At 67.2% G+C, this 20,862-nt stretch carries 24 protein-coding genes; 13 read left to right on the top strand and 11 right to left on the bottom strand.

Translation table 11 applies throughout. The annotated features are described in order from the left end of the window. Nucleotides 1-4: 4 nt before the first annotated feature. From HDA34_RS03985 to HDA34_RS03975, 3 genes are all read left to right on the top strand, one after another. Nucleotides 5-385: a hypothetical protein gene (locus HDA34_RS03985; protein WP_049145137.1), complete on the top strand. Its 381-nt coding sequence runs from the start codon at nucleotides 5-7 to the stop codon at nucleotides 383-385. 268 nt (nucleotides 386-653) lie between these two features. Beyond that, a complete protein-coding gene (locus HDA34_RS03980; protein WP_049145136.1) occupies nucleotides 654-1,502 on the top strand; it encodes a hypothetical protein in 849 nt (282 codons plus the stop codon). Further along, complete coding sequence (locus tag HDA34_RS03975) at nucleotides 1,499-1,876, top strand: hypothetical protein (protein WP_049145134.1); 378 nt, start codon at nucleotides 1,499-1,501, stop codon at nucleotides 1,874-1,876. Before HDA34_RS03980 ends, HDA34_RS03975 begins: the two co-directional genes overlap by 4 nt. Nucleotides 1,877-2,027: 151 nt before the next feature. Here the strand turns inward: HDA34_RS03975 and HDA34_RS03970 are convergent, their stop codons facing one another. Both HDA34_RS03970 and HDA34_RS03965 read right to left on the bottom strand, forming a co-directional pair. Next, entirely contained in the window at nucleotides 2,028-2,285 is a 258-nt protein-coding gene (locus HDA34_RS03970) for a hypothetical protein (protein WP_134377518.1), read from the bottom strand. A gap of 1,080 nt (nucleotides 2,286-3,365) precedes the next feature. Further along, on the bottom strand, nucleotides 3,366-3,776 hold the full coding sequence (locus tag HDA34_RS03965) for a hypothetical protein (RefSeq protein ID WP_127435035.1): 411 nt from the start codon (nucleotides 3,774-3,776) through the stop codon (nucleotides 3,366-3,368). 240 nt (nucleotides 3,777-4,016) lie between these two features. Here HDA34_RS03965 and HDA34_RS03960 point away from each other — a divergent pair, with 240 nt between their 5' ends. Both HDA34_RS03960 and HDA34_RS03955 read left to right on the top strand, forming a co-directional pair. After that, nucleotides 4,017-5,360 (top strand): IS256-like element ISMlu11 family transposase, encoded by a 1,344-nt coding sequence (locus HDA34_RS03960; RefSeq protein ID WP_012750929.1) that lies wholly within the window; start codon nucleotides 4,017-4,019, stop codon nucleotides 5,358-5,360. Between the two features lie 66 nt (nucleotides 5,361-5,426). Next, a complete protein-coding gene (locus HDA34_RS03955; RefSeq protein ID WP_060974313.1) occupies nucleotides 5,427-6,422 on the top strand; it encodes an IS481 family transposase in 996 nt (331 codons plus the stop codon). Between the two features lie 134 nt (nucleotides 6,423-6,556). Here HDA34_RS03955 and HDA34_RS03950 read toward each other — a convergent pair whose 3' ends face one another. Both HDA34_RS03950 and HDA34_RS03945 read right to left on the bottom strand, forming a co-directional pair. Beyond that, complete coding sequence (locus HDA34_RS03950) at nucleotides 6,557-6,805, bottom strand: MerR family transcriptional regulator (RefSeq protein ID WP_049147384.1); 249 nt, start codon at nucleotides 6,803-6,805, stop codon at nucleotides 6,557-6,559. Nucleotides 6,806-6,924: 119 nt separating this feature from the next. Then, nucleotides 6,925-8,268 carry an IS256-like element ISMlu11 family transposase gene (locus HDA34_RS03945; protein ID WP_012750929.1) on the bottom strand — a complete coding sequence of 448 codons (1,344 nt, stop codon included), beginning with the start codon at nucleotides 8,266-8,268 and terminating at the stop codon, nucleotides 6,925-6,927. 305 nt (nucleotides 8,269-8,573) lie between these two features. On the opposite strand from HDA34_RS03945, the gene HDA34_RS03940 reads away from it, so the two are divergent. After that, nucleotides 8,574-9,455 (top strand): hypothetical protein, encoded by an 882-nt coding sequence (locus HDA34_RS03940; protein WP_049147382.1) that lies wholly within the window; start codon nucleotides 8,574-8,576, stop codon nucleotides 9,453-9,455. A 329-nt stretch (nucleotides 9,456-9,784) separates the two neighbouring features. Here HDA34_RS03940 and HDA34_RS03935 read toward each other — a convergent pair whose 3' ends face one another. Further along, nucleotides 9,785-10,387, bottom strand: a complete 603-nt coding sequence (locus HDA34_RS03935; protein ID WP_036341590.1) for a cadmium resistance transporter — start codon at nucleotides 10,385-10,387, stop codon at nucleotides 9,785-9,787. Then, nucleotides 10,384-10,743, bottom strand: a complete 360-nt coding sequence (cmtR, locus tag HDA34_RS03930; protein ID WP_017488126.1) for a Cd(II)/Pb(II)-sensing metalloregulatory transcriptional regulator CmtR — start codon at nucleotides 10,741-10,743, stop codon at nucleotides 10,384-10,386. The genes HDA34_RS03935 and cmtR overlap by 4 nt, the downstream gene beginning before the upstream one ends. A 248-nt stretch (nucleotides 10,744-10,991) precedes the next feature. On the opposite strand from cmtR, the gene HDA34_RS12205 reads away from it, so the two are divergent. The 7 genes from HDA34_RS12205 (at nucleotide 10,992) to HDA34_RS03900 (ending at nucleotide 16,917) form a co-directional block, all read left to right on the top strand. Then, on the top strand, nucleotides 10,992-11,375 hold the full coding sequence (locus HDA34_RS12205; protein WP_174233354.1) for a helix-turn-helix domain-containing protein: 384 nt from the start codon (nucleotides 10,992-10,994) through the stop codon (nucleotides 11,373-11,375). Between the two features lie 48 nt (nucleotides 11,376-11,423). Then, the gene (locus tag HDA34_RS03925; protein ID WP_230956207.1) at nucleotides 11,424-12,659 is read left to right on the top strand and encodes a TnsB C-terminal domain-containing protein; all 1,236 of its coding nucleotides are present in this window, start codon (nucleotides 11,424-11,426) and stop codon (nucleotides 12,657-12,659) included. Continuing rightward, nucleotides 12,653-13,336, top strand: a complete 684-nt coding sequence (locus tag HDA34_RS03920; RefSeq protein ID WP_310735466.1) for a TniB family NTP-binding protein — start codon at nucleotides 12,653-12,655, stop codon at nucleotides 13,334-13,336. The genes HDA34_RS03925 and HDA34_RS03920 overlap by 7 nt, the downstream gene beginning before the upstream one ends. A gap of 11 nt (nucleotides 13,337-13,347) precedes the next feature. Further along, nucleotides 13,348-14,691, top strand: a complete 1,344-nt coding sequence (locus HDA34_RS03915) for an IS256-like element ISMlu11 family transposase (protein WP_012750929.1) — start codon at nucleotides 13,348-13,350, stop codon at nucleotides 14,689-14,691. Between the two features lie 36 nt (nucleotides 14,692-14,727). Next, a complete protein-coding gene (locus HDA34_RS03910; protein WP_233437109.1) occupies nucleotides 14,728-15,012 on the top strand; it encodes a hypothetical protein in 285 nt (94 codons plus the stop codon). Then, a complete protein-coding gene (locus HDA34_RS03905; protein ID WP_080981719.1) occupies nucleotides 15,009-16,175 on the top strand; it encodes a TniQ family protein in 1,167 nt (388 codons plus the stop codon). Before HDA34_RS03910 ends, HDA34_RS03905 begins: the two co-directional genes overlap by 4 nt. A gap of 124 nt (nucleotides 16,176-16,299) precedes the next feature. Beyond that, nucleotides 16,300-16,917 carry a recombinase family protein gene (locus HDA34_RS03900; RefSeq protein WP_036313821.1) on the top strand — a complete coding sequence of 206 codons (618 nt, stop codon included), beginning with the start codon at nucleotides 16,300-16,302 and terminating at the stop codon, nucleotides 16,915-16,917. A 205-nt stretch (nucleotides 16,918-17,122) separates the two neighbouring features. On the opposite strand, the gene HDA34_RS03895 is transcribed toward HDA34_RS03900, so the two are convergent. The 5 genes from HDA34_RS03895 to HDA34_RS03875 form a co-directional block, all read right to left on the bottom strand. Then, nucleotides 17,123-18,031, bottom strand: a complete 909-nt coding sequence (locus HDA34_RS03895) for a cation diffusion facilitator family transporter (protein ID WP_036313825.1) — start codon at nucleotides 18,029-18,031, stop codon at nucleotides 17,123-17,125. A 30-nt stretch (nucleotides 18,032-18,061) separates the two neighbouring features. After that, nucleotides 18,062-18,439 carry an ArsR/SmtB family transcription factor gene (locus tag HDA34_RS03890; protein ID WP_036313828.1) on the bottom strand — a complete coding sequence of 126 codons (378 nt, stop codon included), beginning with the start codon at nucleotides 18,437-18,439 and terminating at the stop codon, nucleotides 18,062-18,064. Nucleotides 18,440-18,493: 54 nt separating this feature from the next. Continuing rightward, complete coding sequence (locus tag HDA34_RS03885; RefSeq protein WP_036313831.1) at nucleotides 18,494-19,153, bottom strand: vitamin K epoxide reductase family protein; 660 nt, start codon at nucleotides 19,151-19,153, stop codon at nucleotides 18,494-18,496. A gap of 61 nt (nucleotides 19,154-19,214) precedes the next feature. Next, nucleotides 19,215-19,940: a DsbA family protein gene (locus tag HDA34_RS03880; RefSeq protein ID WP_081097719.1), complete on the bottom strand. Its 726-nt coding sequence runs from the start codon at nucleotides 19,938-19,940 to the stop codon at nucleotides 19,215-19,217. A gap of 42 nt (nucleotides 19,941-19,982) precedes the next feature. After that, complete coding sequence (locus tag HDA34_RS03875) at nucleotides 19,983-20,732, bottom strand: cytochrome c biogenesis CcdA family protein (protein WP_036313837.1); 750 nt, start codon at nucleotides 20,730-20,732, stop codon at nucleotides 19,983-19,985. Nucleotides 20,733-20,862 lie beyond the last annotated feature (130 nt).

Genomic DNA, 20,862 nt, shown 5'->3' with positions numbered 1-20,862 from the left:
GGGCATGGGCAGGTTCGGGCTGCACCGCACCAGCTCGGCCGAGTACAAGCGGTACCTGCGGTCCCAGGCATGGGGGTACAGGCGGGTGCGGTGGTTCGCAGACTGCCGGCAGGCCGGCCAAGAGCCGGCCTGCCAGGTCTGCGGGATCACGCTGACCCAGGCTGGGACCCTGGACCTGCACCACGTCTCGTACAAGGGCGTGGGCCAGGACGAGGAGGGCCGGTGGCAGGCCCGCGAAGCGCACAACGACCTGATGCCGTTGTGCCGGGACCACCATCAGCGGCTGCATCAGATCATGGACGGCAAGAAGGAGTTCTTTGGATGGGACCGCAGGCGGGCCACGGTCGTGATCGTGGCCAGGATGATCCGGCAGAGGCAGGCATGAGCACGGACGGGGGTGCACGGTGCCATGTCTGCCAGCGGCCCGTCTCCACGAGGTGGCACTGCGCCGATGGACGATACCTGGACCGCGCCGAGTGTCGTGCCACCGGCGGAATCGGGGTGTGGTTGTGCGGTACATGCGAGGACGCCGCGCATCGCTACATGCGCTCGACCGGGGCAGACGGGCGCGAGGCCGTTGAGGAGCTGTTCGCCCGGCTCGAGAGGCTGTTGGGCGGGCCAGCACGCCGGTACACGAGGGAAGGACGGAACTGATGGCATCGCCCTGGGTTGAAGACGACGAGCCCACGGACTGGGAGGCGCCGGCGGCCGCCGATGACGACGGACAGACGGGAACTCCGCTGCCCTACGTCGACCCGGAGGTCGCCGCGGAACTCGCGGGCGAGGGTCCGCCGGTGTGGATGGGCACGCGGTGGAGGGAGATCAAGGCAGAGCACCAGTGGGAGGCGTGGAACACGCTGCGTCGGTGGGTGGACTGGTTCGTAGCCGAGTACCGGCTGGTGACCTCGGTAGTGCCACCCTGCTGGTACAAGCACTCGGACCTGACGGCCGAGCTGTATGCGGCGATGTGCATGGAGTACAAGGTCTGGGAGGAACAGGCTCCGGGGCTGGGCCCGATGATGATGTGGCACCCGCATGTGGAGATGCTCACCGCGCGTCTGCGCCGCATGGTGGATGAGGCCGGCTGCGCGAAGATCGGGAGGCACAAGGAGCCCGAGGCGTACGGAGACCGGCCAGCGTTCACGCTGGACTACGACGAGGACGACTTCACGGCCTGGGCTGGTACCACCCGTGAACAGGACACCCTCGAACGACCCGCGACGGGCGTGCAATACGTGCGGGCACGTGTGGTGGACGGCGACGGCGGGCAGGTCGCGGTGTCGAACCCGGTGGGGCTGGCCGCCTCCCGGCAGCCTGAAGACGTGGCCGTGGTGCTGGAGATGTCCTCGTCTACGCCGTCGGCTCCACGGCTGGCGGTGTCCGTGGCTGATAGTCGGGACGACCTCAGTGTGGAGTGGGAGAGCTCCCCGGACGGGCACATCTGGGGCACCCTGGGAGATGAGCAACAGCCGGAAGACTCGAGCGAGGAGGAACGACGATGAACTGGGTTCGCGGCACCGGTAGCCCGTGGAACATGCACTGGGTCCAGCAAATGGACAGGCAGGAGTGGGACCTCTATGAGGACGACCGCACCGGCGCAATGTGGGTGGAGCGGGAGTACGGCACCGTGCTGGCCATGCTCAGCGACGGTGGCTGGCGGATGACGAAGAACGGGGCGCCGTACCGGTCCCGGTACCGCGTGTTCGAGTTGGCCGGAACCGATGTTATCGAGCGCACGGATGTGTTGTTCTCGGGGCTGGCTCATGGTGGGCACTTCGATGAACGCCAGGAGGGTGCTGGGCGGTATCAGGCCGTGCGTCGGGAATGCGTCGAAGCAATCGAACGGAAGCTCCAGGTCGCTGTGACGCAGAGCTGACTACAGGAGCACCATGACGGAGCGGCCCCGATACCGGAGAGGTATCGGGGCCGCGGGCTTCTCGGTCTGACGTAGGAGATTCAGTCAGGACGGCCAGCCTGTGATGCCTTCGAATAGTTGGCTCAGGCTGAGGCTGGCCGTCGTGTTGGGGTCAGTCAGTGCGATTGGTGGCGCGACGATGCCGTGCGGTCTCGAAGATCACGTGCAGGATCGAGGCAACCAGAATCAGAGCAAGTGCAAACCACGTCCACCCGTCCAGGCTAAGGTTCGCGATGTCGTGGCCCTGGTTCTGAAGGTCGGTGATGGTGCTCTTGAACTTGTAGCTGACGATGGCTGACAAGCTGACCAGGACAACAAGTGTGGCCCATGCGACTGCTCGTTTGCGGATGAGGATGGATGCACCGAACATGACGGTCCAGAATCCCACGACGATAGGGAGGGCGCTTGTCAGCATCAACGACCCCACCAGGTTCTGGAGCGAAGTCGGGACCTGGTCATTTTTGACTTCTTCGACACCAGCGAGGATCGGGACTGGTTGGGGGTCGGTGGTTGCGTCAGTGGGTTGGTCGTTGGGTGCGTCAGAAGACGGGTCGGTGGCTGAGGCGGAGGCGGTAAGCAGCAGGAGGGCGTGCAGGGGCGCAGGAGGGCGTGCAGGGGCGCAGGAGGGCGTGCAGGGTGCGGACCGGCGGAGCCGGAGCAAGTTAGATACTTAGCTATGCTAAGTCGCTTTCGGCCTAGTCAGGCCGGGATTCGTTGCACTGTGCTGGGGGTGCAGGCGCAGGGGGTCAAGCGTCGTCGGAGGCGTCCGTTTTGGGGGCCTGGGGGGTGTCCGGGGTGCGCGGCGGGTCGTTCTTGTGGATCGCTTAATGAACGGCGCGTGTGCTGACGCCTTCGCGCTCGGCAATGGCGCGCATGATCATGCCTTCGGTGCGCATGGCGCGGATACGTTCATGGAGCGCGGCGACCTTGACGAAGTACTTCTCGCAGGGCTGGGCAACCGTGCGCCGGAGCGGTCCGGGGTGCACCCCGGACCGCTCCACGAGGACGCGGGAGGGCCATTTGGGATTGGCTGGAGCTGGGCAGTCCGTGTCAGTGTGAAAAGTAGTTCAATTCTTCATAAGAAGTGAACTAATCACAGGAGGGGGTGGGGTCACAAAGCTAGAAGCGAGGCTCTCAATCAAAGCGACTATAATATTCGTCATTCTGATTTTTCTTCTAGCTTCTTTTCGAGCTTATTCTTCCTCCTGTTTAGGCGCCACCAAGAAACTGACCCCTTGAGCTGGAGGGCTCCTAGTTCGTCGAGGGATGGGAGCCCCTTGTCAGACAGCCTTTTGGAGACCTCTGTCTTGTCTGCTCCTTGCATCGTTGCAACGAGTGCGTGCGCTTCCTTGACTGGAGCGGATGCTAGAGGGTGGGTGGAGAGTTTCGCGTTGACTGCCCTTAGCTCCTCTTCAAGGGCTGAGCGGGAAATGCCTCGGAGTGGCATAGGTCACTTCCCCCTCAGGCAGGCAAGCGCAGCCCGTCCTCCTGCGGCGAGAAACGCCTCAGGGGTCCCCCGAGTCATGATCTGGGTGATCTGAGGCCCATTGAGACCGATTCCCATGAGGCACCTATAGACAGCCCAGGGCCACGCCTGCGTTTCGGCTACTTCCGGGCCGGTCTTCTTTTCCTCGATTAGAAGATCAGAGACATCCCACTCGCTGGATGTGCTTCCTTGATTCTCGAAGTCGCCGGGAAGCGAGGCGGCGGCTGCGTACCCGTCTGTTGCTTGAGGGGTGAAGGCGGGCTGGGCCGCCCAGGCGGTAGCCCCGAAGTTGCTGACGGTGAGGGCTCCTACGATGGAAAACGCGGCCCCGGACTGGGCTAGACGAGAGAGGCGCGGTCGATGCTTGTCGGGCATGAGAGTCTCCTTCGAGTGGATATGACGCGCCCCACTGTACTGTGCGTTCTCTATGCACCGCTATTGCTCTCTGATCCCTCTCGCTCAAGAGGACCTCTTCCTAGGTGTGATGTCCAGGGACGTTGTTGCGTGAATAGCTGACAGGCGAAGGCCTCCTGTTGCGAGAGTGGAGTTGTCGAGAAAGGGCGTGTCAGATGGTCTGTGTAAGCCGTACCGAGAGGAACGGTAAGAATCATGACCATGATCGACGAGAAGAACCCAGGCGAGCCCTCGGGCCAGGACCTGGTCGAGCAGCTGAAAGCCTCAGGGCAGCTTGATGCCCTGTTCGCGCAGATCGACGCGGGCGGCGTCGAGCTCACCGGTGACGGCGGGTTCGTGCCCGCGCTGGTCAAGGCCGCGCTCGAGCGGGGCCTGCAGGCCGAGCTGACCAGCCATCTGGGCTACGAGAAGGGCTCGAGCGAGGCGCCGAAGCACGCCAACTCCCGCAACGGGACCACCCCGAAGACCGTGGAGTCCGAGGTCGGGCCGATCGAGCTGGACGTCCCGCGAGACCGGGGCGGGTCGTTCACCCCGCGCCTGGTGCCCAAGGGCCAGCGGCGCCTCGGGGGCCTGGATGACATGATCATCAGCCTCTATGCCGGCGGAATGACGATCCGGGACATCCAGCACCACCTGGCCTCCACGATCGGCACGGACCTGTCGCACGAGACGATCTCCAACATCACCGACGCCGTGAGCGAAGAGGTCCTGGCGTGGCAGTCGCGGCCGCTGGAGGAGTTCTATCCGGTGATCTATCTCGACGCAATCCGGATCAAGATCCGAGAGAACAGCCAGGTCCTCAACCGTGCCGCCTACATCGCCGTCGGCGTGGACCTCGAGGGCATCAAGCACGTGCTGGGGATCTGGGTCCAGGACACCGAGGGCTCGGCGTTCTGGGCCCACGTCTGCGCCGATCTCGCCAACCGGGGCGTGCAGGACGTGCTGATCGTGTGCTGCGACGGGCTCAAGGGCCTGCCGGAGGCGATCGAGGCGACGTGGCCGGACTCGATGGTCCAGACCTGCGTGGTTCACCTGATCCGGGCCGCGATGCGGTTCGTGGCCTACCAGGACCGCAAGAAGGTCGCCGCCGCGCTGAAGCCGATCTACACTGCCCCCAACGAAGAGACCGCGAGGAAGGCGCTGGCCGAGTTCGAGGCCTCCGAGCTCGGCACGAAGTACCCGTCTGCAGCCGCGACCTGGGCGAACTCCTGGGAGCGGTTCATCCCGTTCCTGCAGTTCCCACCCATGCTCCGCAAGGTCATCTACACGACCAACAGCATCGAGTCGCTGAACTTCCAGCTACGGAAGGTGACCAAGAACCGCGGCCACTTCCCCTCGACCGAGGCGGCGGTGAAGCTGCTCTGGCTGGCGATCTGCAACATCGAAGACAAACGCGCCGCCGAACGCGCTCGGGACCGGGGCAAACCCGCCGGCCAGCGCAAAGCCCAGGGCCGGCTCGTCGAAGGCCAGGCCGTCACGAACTGGAAGCAGGCCCTCGCCCAGCTCGCCGCGGCCTACCCCGACCGGATCAACCCCTACCTGTGACCACCCCGCTTACACAGACAAGTTGACACGCCCTCGAGAAACCGCTCACGCGAACAGAAGGCCTTCATGTCCCACGCTAACGCCGCCCTGACCCCTCGCGCCCGCCTACGCCTGGCCAAGCTCATCGTCGAGGAGCACTGGCCGGTCGCCACCGCGGCCAAGATGTTCATGGTCTCCGCACCCACCGCACGCAAATGGGCCACACGCTTCCGGGCCGAGGGACCTGCAGGGATGGCAGACCGGTCCAGCCGGCCGTCCACGATGCCGACCAGAACACCGCCGGCGGTGGTGAAACAGATCGTGGCCGCCCGATGGCGCCGACGCCTGGGGCCGGCACAGATCGCTGGAGAACTCGGGATGCCGGCCTCCACCGTCCATGCCGTGCTCGTGCGCTGCCGGATCAACCGCCTCGCCCGTCTGGACCGGGTCACCGGCGAGCCGATCCGCCGCTACGAGCACCCCCACCCCGGGTCGCTGATCCACGTCGACGTCACCAAGTTCGGGCGCATCCCCGACGGGGGCGGACACCGATTCGTCGGGCGCCAGCAGGGCATGAAGCACCGCGCGGCGACCTCGGACCGCGAAGGAACCCGTGATGCCCGATACCAGCCCCGGCTCGGGGTGGGCTTTCTGCACACCGTGATCGATGATCACTCCCGCTTCGCCTATGTCGAGATGCACTCCGATGAACGCAGCCAGACGGCCATCGCGGTGTTGCGCCGCGCGGTCGCCCACTTCGCGCGCCTGGGTGTGGAGGTGGAGCGGGTGCTCTCGGACAACGGCTCGGCCTACCGCTCGCATGCCTGGCGTGATGCCTGCACCGAGCTCGGGATCAAGCCTAAGCGGACTCGGCCCTACCGGCCGCAGACGAACGGGAAGATTGAGCGGTTCCATCGCACGCTCGCTGACGGGTGGGCCTACGCCCGGTTCTATAGCTCAGAGACGGAACGCAGGGCCGCGTTGCCTGGATGGCTGCACTTCTACAATCATCATCGCGTCCACTCCGCGATCGGCGCCGCGCCTGCCACCCGGCTCAACAACCTCCCTGGACATCACACCTAGGCGATGCTGATGGCCGGTTGGCGTTCATCGCGGCCCTTAGGAGCTCGCACTTTGGAGTAGAGCACGTTTCCGTGTCAGAGCCTTCTGATGTCGCTGGTCCTCCGTTGAGACGCTGAGGGGCTTTCTTGCTGGTCTCAGTCGTCCTTGTGGATCGCGTAGTGCACCGTCCCGACGGTGACGCCTTCCTTGGCAGCAATGGCGCGCATGGAGAGCCCTTCCGCGCGCAGAGCACGAATGCGTTTATGGCGTGCGGCGGCGTCCGCCAAGTAGTCCGCGCGTTCCTGGGCGACGGTGCGGCGGATGGTGCGCGGCGAGACTCCGAATCGCTCGGCTAGCTCGCGGGCGGTCTGCTTGCGCTTGGCGCGCGTAGGGGTGCTGGTCATGCGTCCTCTCCCATGTGTGACGAGCCGAGCACGCCCAGCCCGGACGAGGTCGCTGCCGCGCGCACGCCGGCCGGCGGATGGACCAAGGGCGTGTCAACTTGTCTGTGTAAGCGGGGTGGTCACAGGTAGGGGTTGATCCGGTCGGGGTAGGCCGCGGCGAGCTGGGCGAGGGCCTGCTTCCAGTTCGTGACGGCCTGGCCTTCGACGAGCCGGCCCTGGGCTTTGCGCTGGCCGGCGGGTTTGCCCCGGTCCCGAGCGCGTTCGGCGGCGCGTTTGTCTTCGATGTTGCAGATCGCCAGCCAGAGCAGCTTCACCGCCGCCTCGGTCGAGGGGAAGTGGCCGCGGTTCTTGGTCACCTTCCGTAGCTGGAAGTTCAGCGACTCGATGCTGTTGGTCGTGTAGATGACCTTGCGGAGCATGGGTGGGAACTGCAGGAACGGGATGAACCGCTCCCAGGAGTTCGCCCAGGTCGCGGCTGCAGACGGGTACTTCGTGCCGAGCTCGGAGGCCTCGAACTCGGCCAGCGCCTTCCTCGCGGTCTCTTCGTTGGGGGCAGTGTAGATCGGCTTCAGCGCGGCGGCGACCTTCTTGCGGTCCTGGTAGGCCACGAACCGCATCGCGGCCCGGATCAGGTGAACCACGCAGGTCTGGACCATCGAGTCCGGCCACGTCGCCTCGATCGCCTCCGGCAGGCCCTTGAGCCCGTCGCAGCACACGATCAGCACGTCCTGCACGCCCCGGTTGGCGAGATCGGCGCAGACGTGGGCCCAGAACGCCGAGCCCTCGGTGTCCTGGACCCAGATCCCCAGCACGTGCTTGATGCCCTCGAGGTCCACGCCGACGGCGATGTAGGCGGCACGGTTGAGGACCTGGCTGTTCTCTCGGATCTTGATCCGGATTGCGTCGAGATAGATCACCGGATAGAACTCCTCCAGCGGCCGCGACTGCCACGCCAGGACCTCTTCGCTCACGGCGTCGGTGATGTTGGAGATCGTCTCGTGCGACAGGTCCGTGCCGATCGTGGAGGCCAGGTGGTGCTGGATGTCCCGGATCGTCATTCCGCCGGCATAGAGGCTGATGATCATGTCATCCAGGCCCCCGAGGCGCCGCTGGCCCTTGGGCACCAGGCGCGGGGTGAACGACCCGCCCCGGTCTCGCGGGACGTCCAGCTCGATCGGCCCGACCTCGGACTCCACGGTCTTCGGGGTGGTCCCGTTGCGGGAGTTGGCGTGCTTCGGCGCCTCGCTCGAGCCCTTCTCGTAGCCCAGATGGCTGGTCAGCTCGGCCTGCAGGCCCCGCTCGAGCGCGGCCTTGACCAGCGCGGGCACGAACCCGCCGTCACCGGTGAGCTCGACGCCGCCCGCGTCGATCTGCGCGAACAGGGCATCAAGCTGCCCTGAGGCTTTCAGCTGCTCGACCAGGTCCTGGCCCGAGGGCTCGCCTGGGTTCTTCTCGTCGATCATGGTCATGATTCTTACCGTTCCTCTCGGTACGGCTTACACAGACCATCTGACACGCCCTGGACCAAGGCCCAGCTGGCCGCCTGGGGCGTGCCGTGGCTGCCACCGAAGGGCTGGCGCGCCGAGCTCGAGGAGCAGTGGAAGGCCCTGGGGCGACCCTTCGCCTGACTGCCGCACGCTCTCCCCGTGAGCCCCCGGCCTCCTTGGAGGAGCCGGGGGCTATCGCGTCCGCCCTCGCCGCTACCGTGAAGGCTCCAGTACACAGCACGGCGGGGTAGTGACCCGCCACGACAGAACAGCGAGGTCTCGTGCGACCCACGATCTTCACCCTCCGCGTCCTGAACTACGTCCACACCAACGGCCTCGTCGGCCAGCACCTGCGGGACATCCCCACTGAGGTGTGCCCACCCGACCGTGTCCAAGTCGCCGCCCGAGAGCTCATGCAGCTCGAGATGATCCCCAAGAACACCCCCTTGGCTGGCTGTATCCCGATTGCTGTCCTGCCCCGGTGTGCCTTCGACGCCGAGCGGGTTGCTCGGGCATACCCGCGCGTCGAGGCCCAGTGGCTGCTTCTAGAAGCAGCCGAGGCATGTCCCAATGATGCCGGCGTCTACGACGACCTCCAGGCCCTGGACCTCACCGATCGCCAGATTCAGAAGGCGTCTTCGGACCTCGAGGCTCATGGTTACCTCGAGCCCGGTAGTACCAGTTCGTACCGGCCCGTACTCACGTCCGCAGGCCTTGATCTCGTGGCCGCCTACCAGACTCCCTTCGTGTGGCCGCCGGCAGAAAGCGGGTTCTCAGTGACCAACCACCACGACAACTCCGTTACTCAGAACGTCCAGACCGGCAACGGGTCGAACGTGGCCCTAGCCGGCCACAGGAGCAACGTCACCCTCACCGTCCAGAGCCAGGACCGCCCGGCGCTGGCGGGACAGTTCGAGCAGCTGCGCGAGGTGCTGCACGCGGAGGAGGGCCTCAGCGATTCTGACGCCGTACGTGACCTGCTGACGCGCGTGAACATGCTTGAGGAGCAGGTGGAGGACGGCGACGGCAAGATCCCAGCCAGCCTGCTCGAGCGCTTCCTAAACAAGGCCGTCGAGACCCTCGCGGACGAGTCTGCACAGCGCATCATCCCGGTCCTCAGCACGATCTACGTCCTGTTCGGTCTACCGCCGCTCCCTGCCTGACCGCTCATCCACCGGTGCCCGCCGCATGGCGCTACGGTGCTCCTCAGCGCGTCAGGACGATTCCCCTCCTGGTCAGCGCGCTTGGCCACCGATCCTGATCTCTCATGCAGGGTGGCTCCGTTGCCCGCGCTCGTCCTATTGGCCGTCGAGCCGGGTATACCCCTTTACACGCCCTGCCCTGTGGCTTCGTTCGCTTGGTGGCGGGGTTTTTGCAGCGCTCCGTGGCGGTCTTGTTGCCGCGATCACGCAGGACTGGCTGCAGGTAGGTGTCGCGGTCTGAACCGAGAGGGGTGCGCCCGGTCGGGGCCGTTTGGATCGCTGCCGCTACGTCAGAGTCCGAAGGCTCCGCCGCTGACGAGGATCACGATGCCGAGGCCGATGAGAACGATGGGGAAGAGGATGTTCTCCCAGCGTTCGAGCACTTCGGCGATCGGGGGGCGGGTGGCGACGAACTTTGCCAGGGCCACCAGGACCGCGACGAGCGCGAGGAAGACGATGCAGTAGGCGACTACTGCGAGAGGTTCCACGCTGAGGAAGACAGGGGTGTAGACGCCGATGTTGTCGCCGCCGTTGGCAAGGGTGACGCCTGCGACTGTCCACACGCCGACCTTCTTGCCGGCAACCTTGGCCTCGTCGTCATCGTCGTCATCGTCTCCGCGCCAGGCCTGCCATGCGGCCCAGAGGCCGAGGCCCAGAGGGATGAGGCCGAAGTACGGGATGGCTGCCGGGGGCAGGAATGCTCCGGCGCCGATGGTCACCAGGACCGCGGCACCGAGGATGCCGGCGAATCCGAGGTACTGGCCGGCCAGAATGCGGGCGGTAGTGCCGCGCTGGCCTGCCCCTCGCGCGAAGAAGAGGGAGAGCACGATGATGTCGTCGATGTTGGTCGCTGCGAACAGGCCCATCGCCTGCAAGACCGAGGTGAGGCTCATGCGCCCTCCCCAGCTGCGTCGCATCCGGGAAGCGAGCAGGCGGGATCGATGCACGGGGCGTCTTCGTCCACTGCCAGGGTGGCATCGACCAGTGCCGTCAGCGCCTGCGCCAGGTGCGAATCGGCGATCTCATATCGTGTCCGACGACCCTCGGGCTCGGAGACGACGATCCCGCAATCGCGCAGGCATGCCAGGTGGTTGGACACGTTCGGGCGTGTCAGGTCCAGATCTCGGGCCAGTTCCGCCGGGTAAGCGGGATGGTCGAGCAGGGTCAAGATGATCCGGGATCGAGTGGGGTCGGCCAGTGCACGACCCAGGCGGTTCATCACGTCGAGACGCGAAGCAATAGTCATCATGGACTGAACTATACAGTGCGAACTGAACACTCGGTCACAGGCGTCAGCCCAGATCGCATGCCCGTAAGGGGATCCTTCACCGTACGTCGAGCGAGCTCAGTCCTCGAGTCATTTTCAGAAGTCGACTGCGCTCTCGGGCCCGTCCTCTCGGGGGTGGTGTCGTCGACTCCCGAGCCCTGGTCGTTCAGTAGTCCTGTGCACTAGCGTCGCATCTGCTCAGTAGTCCTGTTCTCTATGAGGAGGCGGGCGTGGACGGCGACCAGGATGAGATGGCTGGACCGGGCGTGCTTGCGGTGCCCGAGCGTGAGTGGGAGCAGGCCCGGTTGCGGGCCGGGGTGATCGGTCGCCTGGCCGAGCACGATCCAGTGGGACTGGCTGTCGTCGACGAAGCCGCGATGGAGCTGGGGATCTCCCGGCGCCGGGTGTACGTGCTGCTGGAGCGGTACCGGCGGGGCTCGGGCCTGGTCACTGATCTTGTCCCCCGGCGATCGGATGGTGGCAAGGGTGGGGGCCGGCTGACGGAGCCAGTGGAGCAGATCATCCGTGAGCTGGTGCGCCAGCGGTACTTGACCCGGCAGAAGCGCAGCATTGCCTCCCTGCATCGGGAGATCACGCGGGCCTGCGCCGTGTAGGGGCTGCCGGCTCCGGCACGGAACACGGTGGCCGCGCGGATCGCTCGGATGAATCCGGTCGAGGTGGGCCGGCGGCGCGAGGGGGCCGAGAGCGTCCGGCCGTTGCAATCGGCCGGGGACGAGGTTCCGGTAGTCGAGTCGATCCTGGACCAGGTGCAGATCGATCACACGGTCATGGATCTGATCGTGGTCGATGACCGTGACCGTCAGCCGATCGGACGGCCGTATCTGACGGTGGCCATCGACGTGCGCAGTCGGTGTCTGGTTGGAATGGTGGTGACCTTGGAGCCGCCCTCGGCGGTGTCGGTGGGGTTGTGCCTGGCCCATGCGGCCGGTGACAAGCGGCCCTGGCTGGAGCGGCTCGGAATCGACGCGGCCTGGCCGATGAGTGGCAAGCCGAAGGTCCTGTATGTGGACAATGCTCGGGAGTTCAAGAGCGAAGCGCTCACCCGCGGGTGCGACCAGCACGGTATCAGCCTCGACTACCGCCCGCTGGGCCGGCCGCATTACGGCGGGATCGTCGAGCGGGTCATCGGCACGGCCATGCGACAGATCCACGAGCTGCCGGGGACCACGTTTTCGAACCCAGTCGAGCGTGGAGCGTACGACGCCGAGAAGATGGCCGCACTGACGATTGCCGAGTTGGAGCGGTGGCTGGTGTTGGCTGTGGCGACCTACCACGGCACGGTGCACTCCACGCTGGGCCAGACCCCGGCCGGACGGTGGGTCGAGTCGGTCGCAGCGACCAGTACCCCGATGACGACGGCCAACCCAACGGCGTTCTTAGTGGACTTTCTGCCCGTGTTCCGCCGCAAGCTCACGCGCACCGGGTTTGTTCTAGACCATGTCCACTATTTCGCCAATGCGCTCAAGCCGTGGATCGCACGCCGCGAGGCCCTGGAGCGGTTCCTCATCCGGCGGGATCCGCGCGATATCAGCCGCATCTGGGTGCTGGACCCCGAGGGCACCGCGTACATCGAGGTCCCGTATCGGGCGTTGTCGAACCCGGCGGTCAGCGTGTGGGAGCACCGGCAGGCTCTGGCCCGGCTGCGCGAGCGTGGGGCCACCGAAGTCGACGAGTCGGGCCTGTTCCGGATGATCGAGCAGATGCGCACCATCTCCGAGACCGCCCAGAAGACCACCAAGCACACCCGCCGCGAGAGGCAACGCCGCACCCAGACCGGGACGACCACTACGAGGCCGACGCCCCCGGTGCCGGAACCACCGGTCGTACCAACGGACTTGGATGTGGTGGCCCGGTTCGGGGAGATCGAGCAATGGTGAATGCCAACGAGTACGAGCCGCTGGAGCTGTCCCACTTGCACCCGGCCGCGCAGCCGGTGGCGCGATTGCCGGCGGCCGAGCGGGTCCAGCGGATCCGCGCGGACCGCTGGATCGGCTACCCGAAGGCGGTCGAGGCCGTCGAGCGTCTGGAGACCATGCTCGGCTGGCCGGCGAAGCAGCGCATGCCCAACCTGCTACTGGTGGGCCCGACAAACAACGGCAAGTCGATGATCATCGAGCGCTTCCGCCGGCAGCACCCGCCCAGCTCCGAACCGGACCGGGAGCAGGTCCCGGTGGTGTGCGTGCAGATGCCCTCGGAACCATCACCCTTGCGGTTCTACACCGCGATCCTGTCCGTCCTGGGCGCACCCCTGCGGCCCCGGCCTCGTCTGGTGGAGCTCGAACGCCTCGCCTTGTCCCTGCTGCGCAAGGTCGGGGCGCGGATGCTGGTCGTTGATGAGCTGCACAACGTGCTGGCCGGTCGCGGGGACACCCGTCGGGAGTTCCTGAACCTACTGCGGTTTCTGGGCAACGAACTGCGCATCCCGCTGGTCGGGGTCGGCACCCGCGAGGCCTACCTGGCGGTGCGCTCCGATGACCAGTTGGAGAACCGCTTCGAACCCTTCGTGCTGGGCGTGTCAGATGGTCTGTGTAAGCCGTACCGAGAGGAACGGTAAGAATCATGACCATGATCGACGAGAAGAACCCAGGCGAGCCCTCGGGCCAGGACCTGGTCGAGCAGCTGAAAGCCTCAGGGCAGCTTGATGCCCTGTTCGCGCAGATCGACGCGGGCGGCGTCGAGCTCACCGGTGACGGCGGGTTCGTGCCCGCGCTGGTCAAGGCCGCGCTCGAGCGGGGCCTGCAGGCCGAGCTGACCAGCCATCTGGGCTACGAGAAGGGCTCGAGCGAGGCGCCGAAGCACGCCAACTCCCGCAACGGGACCACCCCGAAGACCGTGGAGTCCGAGGTCGGGCCGATCGAGCTGGACGTCCCGCGAGACCGGGGCGGGTCGTTCACCCCGCGCCTGGTGCCCAAGGGCCAGCGGCGCCTCGGGGGCCTGGATGACATGATCATCAGCCTCTATGCCGGCGGAATGACGATCCGGGACATCCAGCACCACCTGGCCTCCACGATCGGCACGGACCTGTCGCACGAGACGATCTCCAACATCACCGACGCCGTGAGCGAAGAGGTCCTGGCGTGGCAGTCGCGGCCGCTGGAGGAGTTCTATCCGGTGATCTATCTCGACGCAATCCGGATCAAGATCCGAGAGAACAGCCAGGTCCTCAACCGTGCCGCCTACATCGCCGTCGGCGTGGACCTCGAGGGCATCAAGCACGTGCTGGGGATCTGGGTCCAGGACACCGAGGGCTCGGCGTTCTGGGCCCACGTCTGCGCCGATCTCGCCAACCGGGGCGTGCAGGACGTGCTGATCGTGTGCTGCGACGGGCTCAAGGGCCTGCCGGAGGCGATCGAGGCGACGTGGCCGGACTCGATGGTCCAGACCTGCGTGGTTCACCTGATCCGGGCCGCGATGCGGTTCGTGGCCTACCAGGACCGCAAGAAGGTCGCCGCCGCGCTGAAGCCGATCTACACTGCCCCCAACGAAGAGACCGCGAGGAAGGCGCTGGCCGAGTTCGAGGCCTCCGAGCTCGGCACGAAGTACCCGTCTGCAGCCGCGACCTGGGCGAACTCCTGGGAGCGGTTCATCCCGTTCCTGCAGTTCCCACCCATGCTCCGCAAGGTCATCTACACGACCAACAGCATCGAGTCGCTGAACTTCCAGCTACGGAAGGTGACCAAGAACCGCGGCCACTTCCCCTCGACCGAGGCGGCGGTGAAGCTGCTCTGGCTGGCGATCTGCAACATCGAAGACAAACGCGCCGCCGAACGCGCTCGGGACCGGGGCAAACCCGCCGGCCAGCGCAAAGCCCAGGGCCGGCTCGTCGAAGGCCAGGCCGTCACGAACTGGAAGCAGGCCCTCGCCCAGCTCGCCGCGGCCTACCCCGACCGGATCAACCCCTACCTGTGACCACCCCGCTTACACAGACAAGTTGACACGCCCTTCGTGCTCCCGCTCTGGGAGGCCGACGACCAGGCGAGATCCCTGCTGGCCAGCTTCGCCGCCTCCTTCCCCCTCCGGAAACCATCGGTGATCGACACCGAGGACATGGCCCGCTACCTGCTGGCCCGCAGCGAGGGCACCATCGGGGAGCTGGCCCACCTGCTGACCGCGGCCGCGGTGGCCGCCGTCGAGTCCGGCCTCGAGGCCATCGACCACCGGACCCTGACGATGGCTAACTACACCGGGCCGGCCGAACGCCGCCGGGTCTTCGAACGCGAGCTGCTGTGAGCACTCGGTGGCCGGTGCACCCGGCCCCGGTCACCGGTGAGGCACTCACCTCCTGGCTGCGCCGGATAGCCCACCGCTACGGGGCCGAGGTCGAGGACCTCGTTCTCGATACCGGGTTCTGCATCTCCCGCCCCGGGGACCTGGACGTGGCCGCCCCGGAGGAATTCATCAACCAGCTAGCCGGCCGCACCAGAACCGGAACCGACACCATACGGGCCATGACTCTCGGCGGGCAGACCCCCTGGCTGCTGGACCAACTCGAGCCAGCGGCGAAGGCCTACACCACCTATACCCGCCAGCTGGCGGTACTGCTGCCCCGGGGAAGGAGACGCGACCGTACCGTGGAGGACTGGCGGGCCTGGTTGCCCACGGATGCCGGCTGGCAACACCGGGCCTGTCCGCGCTGCACCATGGAATCCACCCCTCCCTGCCCCTACCAACTGGCGTGGCTGGTGCCCCTAATGCTCTCCTGCCCCGTCCACCACTGCCGACTCGAACGCCACAACGGCCCGGTGGGCTACCACGACTTCTGGCACGTCTCGCCGGGTAGGCCCGAGCCGCGACCGGTCGGGGCGGCGATCCGGAGCATGGACCAGCGGACCTGGCAGGCCCTGACCACAGGATCCGTCGCCCTTCCCCGACACCGGGTGCACGCAGGCCTCTGGTTCCGACTACTCAGGACGCTGCTCGACGAGCTCGGCGCGACCATCATCGAATGCGGCGCACCCGGCCGGCTGACACGACAGGTGTGGGACCGCACCGGCCACCCGGTCCGCGCCGGACAGGGCCCGTGGCGCCCCTACGAGGAACTCTCCGATCAGCGCCAACTCCAGTCCCTGGAAGCCGCCGCCACCGCGATACACCTGCTCGAAACCCGGGCCATGACCTGCCCCGGACGCGAAGCCGAGGTGTTCCTGCCCCAACCGGACATTTCCCGCGACCCCGGCAGCACCGAACAAACCACGGACCCCACCGCCATCCGTTGGCAGGAGATCAAAAAGAACTTTCAGGCCGTCGTCGAGGAAGCCCGGACCACCCCCGAGACCGCCCGCCAACTCTTCAACTTCTGCACGATGTACCGCCGCGACAACGACGAAGTGATCCAAGGCGTCCGGAGCAATTTCACCGAGCTCGGCATCCCTTCGGACTACCTGTCACCATAGCTGCGCCTTGACCGTCTGCGAGACGTAGAATAAATGACCGGTTACGTGACAATATTTCTCAACACCTCGCTCTGCGGGCCTCGTGTCACATAAACGATCGAATAAATGACAGGGGTGGTGGGCGGTGCTCGTGGGGTACATGCGGGTGTCTAAGGCTGACGGCTCCCAGGCCACCGACCTGCAACGCGACGCCCTGCTCGAAGCCGGCGTGGAACCGGAGGCTCTGTACGAGGACAAGGCCTCCGGCAAGAGCGATGACCGTCCCCATCTGGCCGCGTGCCTGAAAGCGCTGCGGGCCGGGGATACCCTGCTGGTGTGGAAGCTGGACCGACTCGGCCGGGACCTGCGCCACCTGGTCAACATCGTGCACGAGCTCACCGAGCGGGGCGTGGGCCTGAAGGTGCTCACCGGCCAGGGGGCGGCGATTGACACCACGACCGCCTCCGGCAAGCTGGTGTTCGGGATCTTCGCCGCCCTGGCCGAGTTCGAACGCGAGCTGATCTCCGAACGCACCAAGGCCGGCCTGGCCTCGGCCCGGGCCCGAGGCCGCAAGGGCGGCCGGCCCTACAAGATGACCCCGGCCAAGATCCGCCTGGCGATGGCCTCGATGGGGAACAAGGACACCAACGTCGGTGCCCTGTGTAAGGAACTGGGCATCACCCGCCAGACCCTCTACCGCCACGTCTCACCCACGGGGGAACTGCGCGAAGCCGGACAGAAGGTGCTGGCCCAACGCCGATGACCACCGCGGGCTGCGGAGCTGTGTGCCGCCGATGGTGACCCACCCGGGGGCGTGTCGTATGACGTGCCGTCGCGGGACGGACCACCGGACGGGTCATGCGGGATGTCCCTAGTGGCGTGCCACTGTTCATCCATGTCGGCTGCGGGTGTGTCCGGTGGGGGGTTCCTCCTGCGGACGCGTCTATTGCTCAACCAGCCCCACTGGGTCAGTGGTGGGTGGGGTGTTCGTGGTGGGCGTGGGCGGCGGGTTCGAGTTGGAAGGTGGAGTGGTCGATCGCCACGTCGAAGTGCTCGGCGACGCAGTGTTGGAGCTGGTCCAGGATCTGGGGGGCGTGCCCGTCGTGGAAGCAGTGGTCCTCGACGACGACGTGGGCGCTGAGCACGGGGACCCCGGTGGCGATCTGGGAGGCGTGCAGGTCGTGCACGGACACCACGTGCGGCACCGCTTCAAGGTGGTCCCGAACCTCGGCGAGGTCCAGGTCCCGGGGGGTGGATTCGAGCAGGATGTGCGCGGCCTCGGCCAGGATCTTCAGGGTGCGGGGCACAATCAACACGGCGATGAGCATCCCGGCCACGGCGTCGGCCTGCGCCCAGCCGGTGGTGGCGATGACCAGGGCGCTGGCGATCACGGCCACCGAGCCCAGCGCATCGTTGAGGACCTCCAGGAACGCGGCGCGCATGTTCAGGTTGGCCCCGCGGCCGGAGCCGAGGACGGCCAGCGAGGCGAGGTTACCGGCCAAGCCGAGGATCCCGAACAGCAGCAGAGGGCCGGAGGCTACCTCGGGCGGGGCGAACAGTCGCTGCAGGCCCTCGATGAAGGCGTAGAGACCCACGGCCAGCAGGATGGCGGCCTGGGCCAGGGCGGCCAACACCTCGGCGCGCAGGAACCCCCAGGTGCGCCGGGCCGTGGGCGGCCGGGCCATCAGGGTGGAGGCCAGCAGGGCCATCAGCAACCCGCCAGCGTCGGTGAGCATGTGCGCCGCGTCCACCAGTAGGGCCAGGCTGCCGGTGATCAGCGCCCCGGCCACCTCGGCCAGCAGCACCGCCGTGGTGATGGCGAAAGCGACCGCCAGCCGCCAGCGGTGCGCCGGCGAGGCGTGGTGGTGTGCACCCATTAACTGTGTCCTCCTTCTCCGGGACCGGGCTCAGGCCGCGGCGGGGCCGTCGGGGCCCGGGGTGCCGGAGTGTGGGCAGAGCTCGACCGCGTGCCCGGTGACCGTCAGCAGCCGCTCGGCGGCGGCCAGCACCTGAAGCAGCTCGGGCTCGGCGGCCAGGGCGTACAGCGAGGCCCGGCCCACCGGCCGGGAGGCCACCAACCCGCAGCCGGCCAGGCAGGCCAGGTGCGCACTGACCGTGGACTGGGCCAACCCGAGGTGCTCGGTCAGCTCGCGCACCTTGTGCTCCCCGGTGGCCAGGTGCCGCAGGATCGCCAACCGGGTGGGGTCGGAGAACCCGTGGAACAGCGCCGCCGCCGGGCCCAGGCCCGCCGCCGGGGACACCCCCGGCTCCTTAATCATCGTCATACGACGATGATAGCGCCTTCAGTCGATAATGGCGAGGTCGCGCCCCAGGACCGGTCAGAAGCCGGTGAAGGCGGGGAGGAACTGGACGAAGACCGAGCCGGCGACGGCGACGTAGGCGACGGCGATGAGGGTCCCGGCCCAGCCGGTGGCGAACCGGACCACCCCCGGCGGGGCGGGGATCACGCCGTGGGCGAGGTTGCGGGCGGTGAGCAGGAGGAACAGGGGGATCATGGCCGCCCAGACGATCATGCAGTACAGGCAGAGGATGTAGATCTCGTACAGGGCCTGGAACCACAGCCAGGCCACGAACCCTATCCCGAGGGTGACCCCGGCCTGCAGCCCGAGCCAGTACCCGCGGCCGGGCCGGGCCCCGGAGAGCACGACCATCGCGGTGGAGATCACCACGGCGAAGGCGACGATGCCGATCAGCGGGTTGGGGAAGCCGAACAGCTCGGACTGCCAGGTGCCCATGACCCGTCCGCAGGACACCCAGGGGTTGATGTCACAGCTGGTGGTGTGGCCGGGGTTCTCGTAGAGGGCGAGGCGTTCGAGGACCAGGGTCGCCGAGGCGATCCAGCCGACGGCGCCGGTGACGAGCAGCACCAGGCCGAAGGCCCGGCGCCCGGTGAACCACGCCGGGGCCGGCGCCGGGCCGGCTGCCGATACTGGGGAGGCGGCGCTCGGGGCGGTGGGCTCGGTGAGCCGGTCGGTCATGGGAAGTCCTTTGCTCTCGGTCCTCTGCTCTGGCCCGGGTGGCCGCGGATGGTCCGGGCGGTCAGTCCTGGGTGGCGGCCTCGACGGCGGCGGTGAACTCTTCCAGGCTGTTCACGGTGAGCGGCTCACCGTCGAGGTAGAAGGTCGGGGTCCCGGCCACGCCCAGGGCGGTGCCGTCGGCCACGTCCAGCTCGACCCGGTCCCGGGTGGCCGGGTCGGCCACCGCGGCATCGTAGGCGGCCATGTCCAGGCCCAACTCTTCGGCGTAGGCCCGGAAGACCGGGCTGCGGTCCTCCGTGGTGTGGCTCCACTCGGTCTGGGTCTCGAACATCTTCTGGTACATCGACTCGTAGGCGCCCTGCTGGGCAGCGGCCTCCACGGCGATGGCCGCGGTGACCGAGTTCGGGTGGCCCGGCAGCGGGAAGTACCGGTGCACGAAGGTCACGGTGTCCGCATACTCGGCGCGCAGGTCCTCCACGAAGGGGTAAGCCGCCGCGCAGGCCTCGCACTCGAAGTCCAGGAACTCCACCAGCACGGCCTTCTCATTGGGGGCCTGCGAGAGCACCCGGCTATTCTCCCGCACCAACTGACCGGCAGACCCAGTCGACTGCCCGGTGGACTGGGCGGTGGACTGGTTGGGGTCCTGCTGCTGGGCGGTGGCGGTCCCGCGGGCCACAAGGTAACCGATGAGGGCGGCGGCCACGACCAGGCCCAGCAGCACCCAGACCACGATCTTGGCCCGGCGCTGCCGGGACGGGGTGGAAGCGGTGGGGTCAGGGGAAGTCACGAGCGGTCCAATCCGTGAGGTGGGGGGCGTGTGCGGGCGGGGTTAGACGGGGGTGGTGAAGGTGCCGGCCAGGTTCTGCAGCTGGTAGATCCACAGGGTCCAGATCCCGGTGACCATCAGCACCCCGACGAGCACCAGCAGTACCCCGCCGATGATGTTGAAGGCGCGGATGTGGCGGCGGACGAAGCCCAGCGTTCGGGTGACCCAGTCCAGGCCCATCGCCACCAGCACGAAGGGGATGCCCAGGCCCAGACAGTAGAGGAAGCCCAGCAGGGCCCCGCGCCAGGGGTCCCCGGTGGTGGTGCTCAACGCCAGCACGGCGCTGAGGGTCGGGCCCATACACGGGGTCCAGCCCAGGCCGAAGACCACCCCGAGCAGCGGGGCCCCGGCGATCCCGGTCCTGGGCTGGAAGGACATCCGCCGGGTGTTCTGCAGGAACGGCAGCCAGCCGATGAGCACCAGGCCCATCAGGATCACGAACACCCCCAAGGCCCGGATCAGCGCGTCCTGCCACTGCAACAGCCACCCGCCGATCACCCCGAAGGCGGCCCCGTAGAGGGTGAACACCGCGGCGAAGCCCATAATGAACAGTCCCACCCCGGTCATCACCCGGCGCCGGTTGTCCGCCCGGCGCGGGTCGGCCAGCCCGGAGACATACCCCAGGTATCCGGGCACCAGCGGCAAGATGCACGGGGAGAGGAAGGACACCAGCCCGGCGACCACGGCCAGCGGCATCGCCACCAGCAGTGCCCCGGACTGGACCATCTCGGCGAAGAACCCACCCAGGCTCATGGCCGTCCTCCTCGGCCCCGGCAGCGGCGATGCGGGAAGGTGGGGCAGCAACGGGCAGTCACGGAGGGTCCTCACTGATTCAATCGATCGGGGTCGCCCGGCCCGGGCGAAACCCCGCAAGAGACTACAG

The sequence above is a fragment of the Micrococcus luteus genome, assembly GCF_014138885.1.
In the GTDB taxonomy this organism is placed as follows: Bacteria; Actinomycetota; Actinomycetes; order Actinomycetales; family Micrococcaceae; genus Micrococcus; species Micrococcus luteus.
This window is presented reverse-complemented; position numbering and strand designations above follow the sequence as displayed.

Excerpts from the sequence above, each read along its gene's own strand:
- HDA34_RS03985 (WP_049145137.1), top strand. The coding sequence starts at position 5 with ATGGGCAGGTTCGGGCTGCACCGCACCAGCTCGGCCGAGTACAAGCGG.
- HDA34_RS03980 (WP_049145136.1), top strand. The coding sequence starts at position 654 with ATGGCATCGCCCTGGGTTGAAGACGACGAGCCCACGGACTGGGAGGCG.
- HDA34_RS03975 (WP_049145134.1), top strand. The coding sequence starts at position 1,499 with ATGAACTGGGTTCGCGGCACCGGTAGCCCGTGGAACATGCACTGGGTC.
- HDA34_RS03970 (WP_134377518.1), bottom strand. The coding sequence starts at position 2,285 with ATGTTCGGTGCATCCATCCTCATCCGCAAACGAGCAGTCGCATGGGCC.
- HDA34_RS03965 (WP_127435035.1), bottom strand. The coding sequence starts at position 3,776 with ATGCCCGACAAGCATCGACCGCGCCTCTCTCGTCTAGCCCAGTCCGGG.
- HDA34_RS03960 (WP_012750929.1), top strand. The coding sequence starts at position 4,017 with ATGATCGACGAGAAGAACCCAGGCGAGCCCTCGGGCCAGGACCTGGTC.
- HDA34_RS03955 (WP_060974313.1), top strand. The coding sequence starts at position 5,427 with ATGTCCCACGCTAACGCCGCCCTGACCCCTCGCGCCCGCCTACGCCTG.
- HDA34_RS03950 (WP_049147384.1), bottom strand. The coding sequence starts at position 6,805 with ATGACCAGCACCCCTACGCGCGCCAAGCGCAAGCAGACCGCCCGCGAG.
- HDA34_RS03945 (WP_012750929.1), bottom strand. The coding sequence starts at position 8,268 with ATGATCGACGAGAAGAACCCAGGCGAGCCCTCGGGCCAGGACCTGGTC.
- HDA34_RS03935 (WP_036341590.1), bottom strand. The coding sequence starts at position 10,387 with ATGAGCCTCACCTCGGTCTTGCAGGCGATGGGCCTGTTCGCAGCGACC.
- cmtR (WP_017488126.1), bottom strand. The coding sequence starts at position 10,743 with ATGATGACTATTGCTTCGCGTCTCGACGTGATGAACCGCCTGGGTCGT.
- HDA34_RS03925 (WP_230956207.1), top strand. The coding sequence starts at position 11,424 with ATGAATCCGGTCGAGGTGGGCCGGCGGCGCGAGGGGGCCGAGAGCGTC.
- HDA34_RS03920 (WP_310735466.1), top strand. The coding sequence starts at position 12,653 with ATGGTGAATGCCAACGAGTACGAGCCGCTGGAGCTGTCCCACTTGCAC.
- HDA34_RS03915 (WP_012750929.1), top strand. The coding sequence starts at position 13,348 with ATGATCGACGAGAAGAACCCAGGCGAGCCCTCGGGCCAGGACCTGGTC.
- HDA34_RS03895 (WP_036313825.1), bottom strand. The coding sequence starts at position 18,031 with ATGGGTGCACACCACCACGCCTCGCCGGCGCACCGCTGGCGGCTGGCG.
- HDA34_RS03890 (WP_036313828.1), bottom strand. The coding sequence starts at position 18,439 with ATGACGATGATTAAGGAGCCGGGGGTGTCCCCGGCGGCGGGCCTGGGC.
- HDA34_RS03885 (WP_036313831.1), bottom strand. The coding sequence starts at position 19,153 with ATGACCGACCGGCTCACCGAGCCCACCGCCCCGAGCGCCGCCTCCCCA.
- HDA34_RS03875 (WP_036313837.1), bottom strand. The coding sequence starts at position 20,732 with ATGAGCCTGGGTGGGTTCTTCGCCGAGATGGTCCAGTCCGGGGCACTG.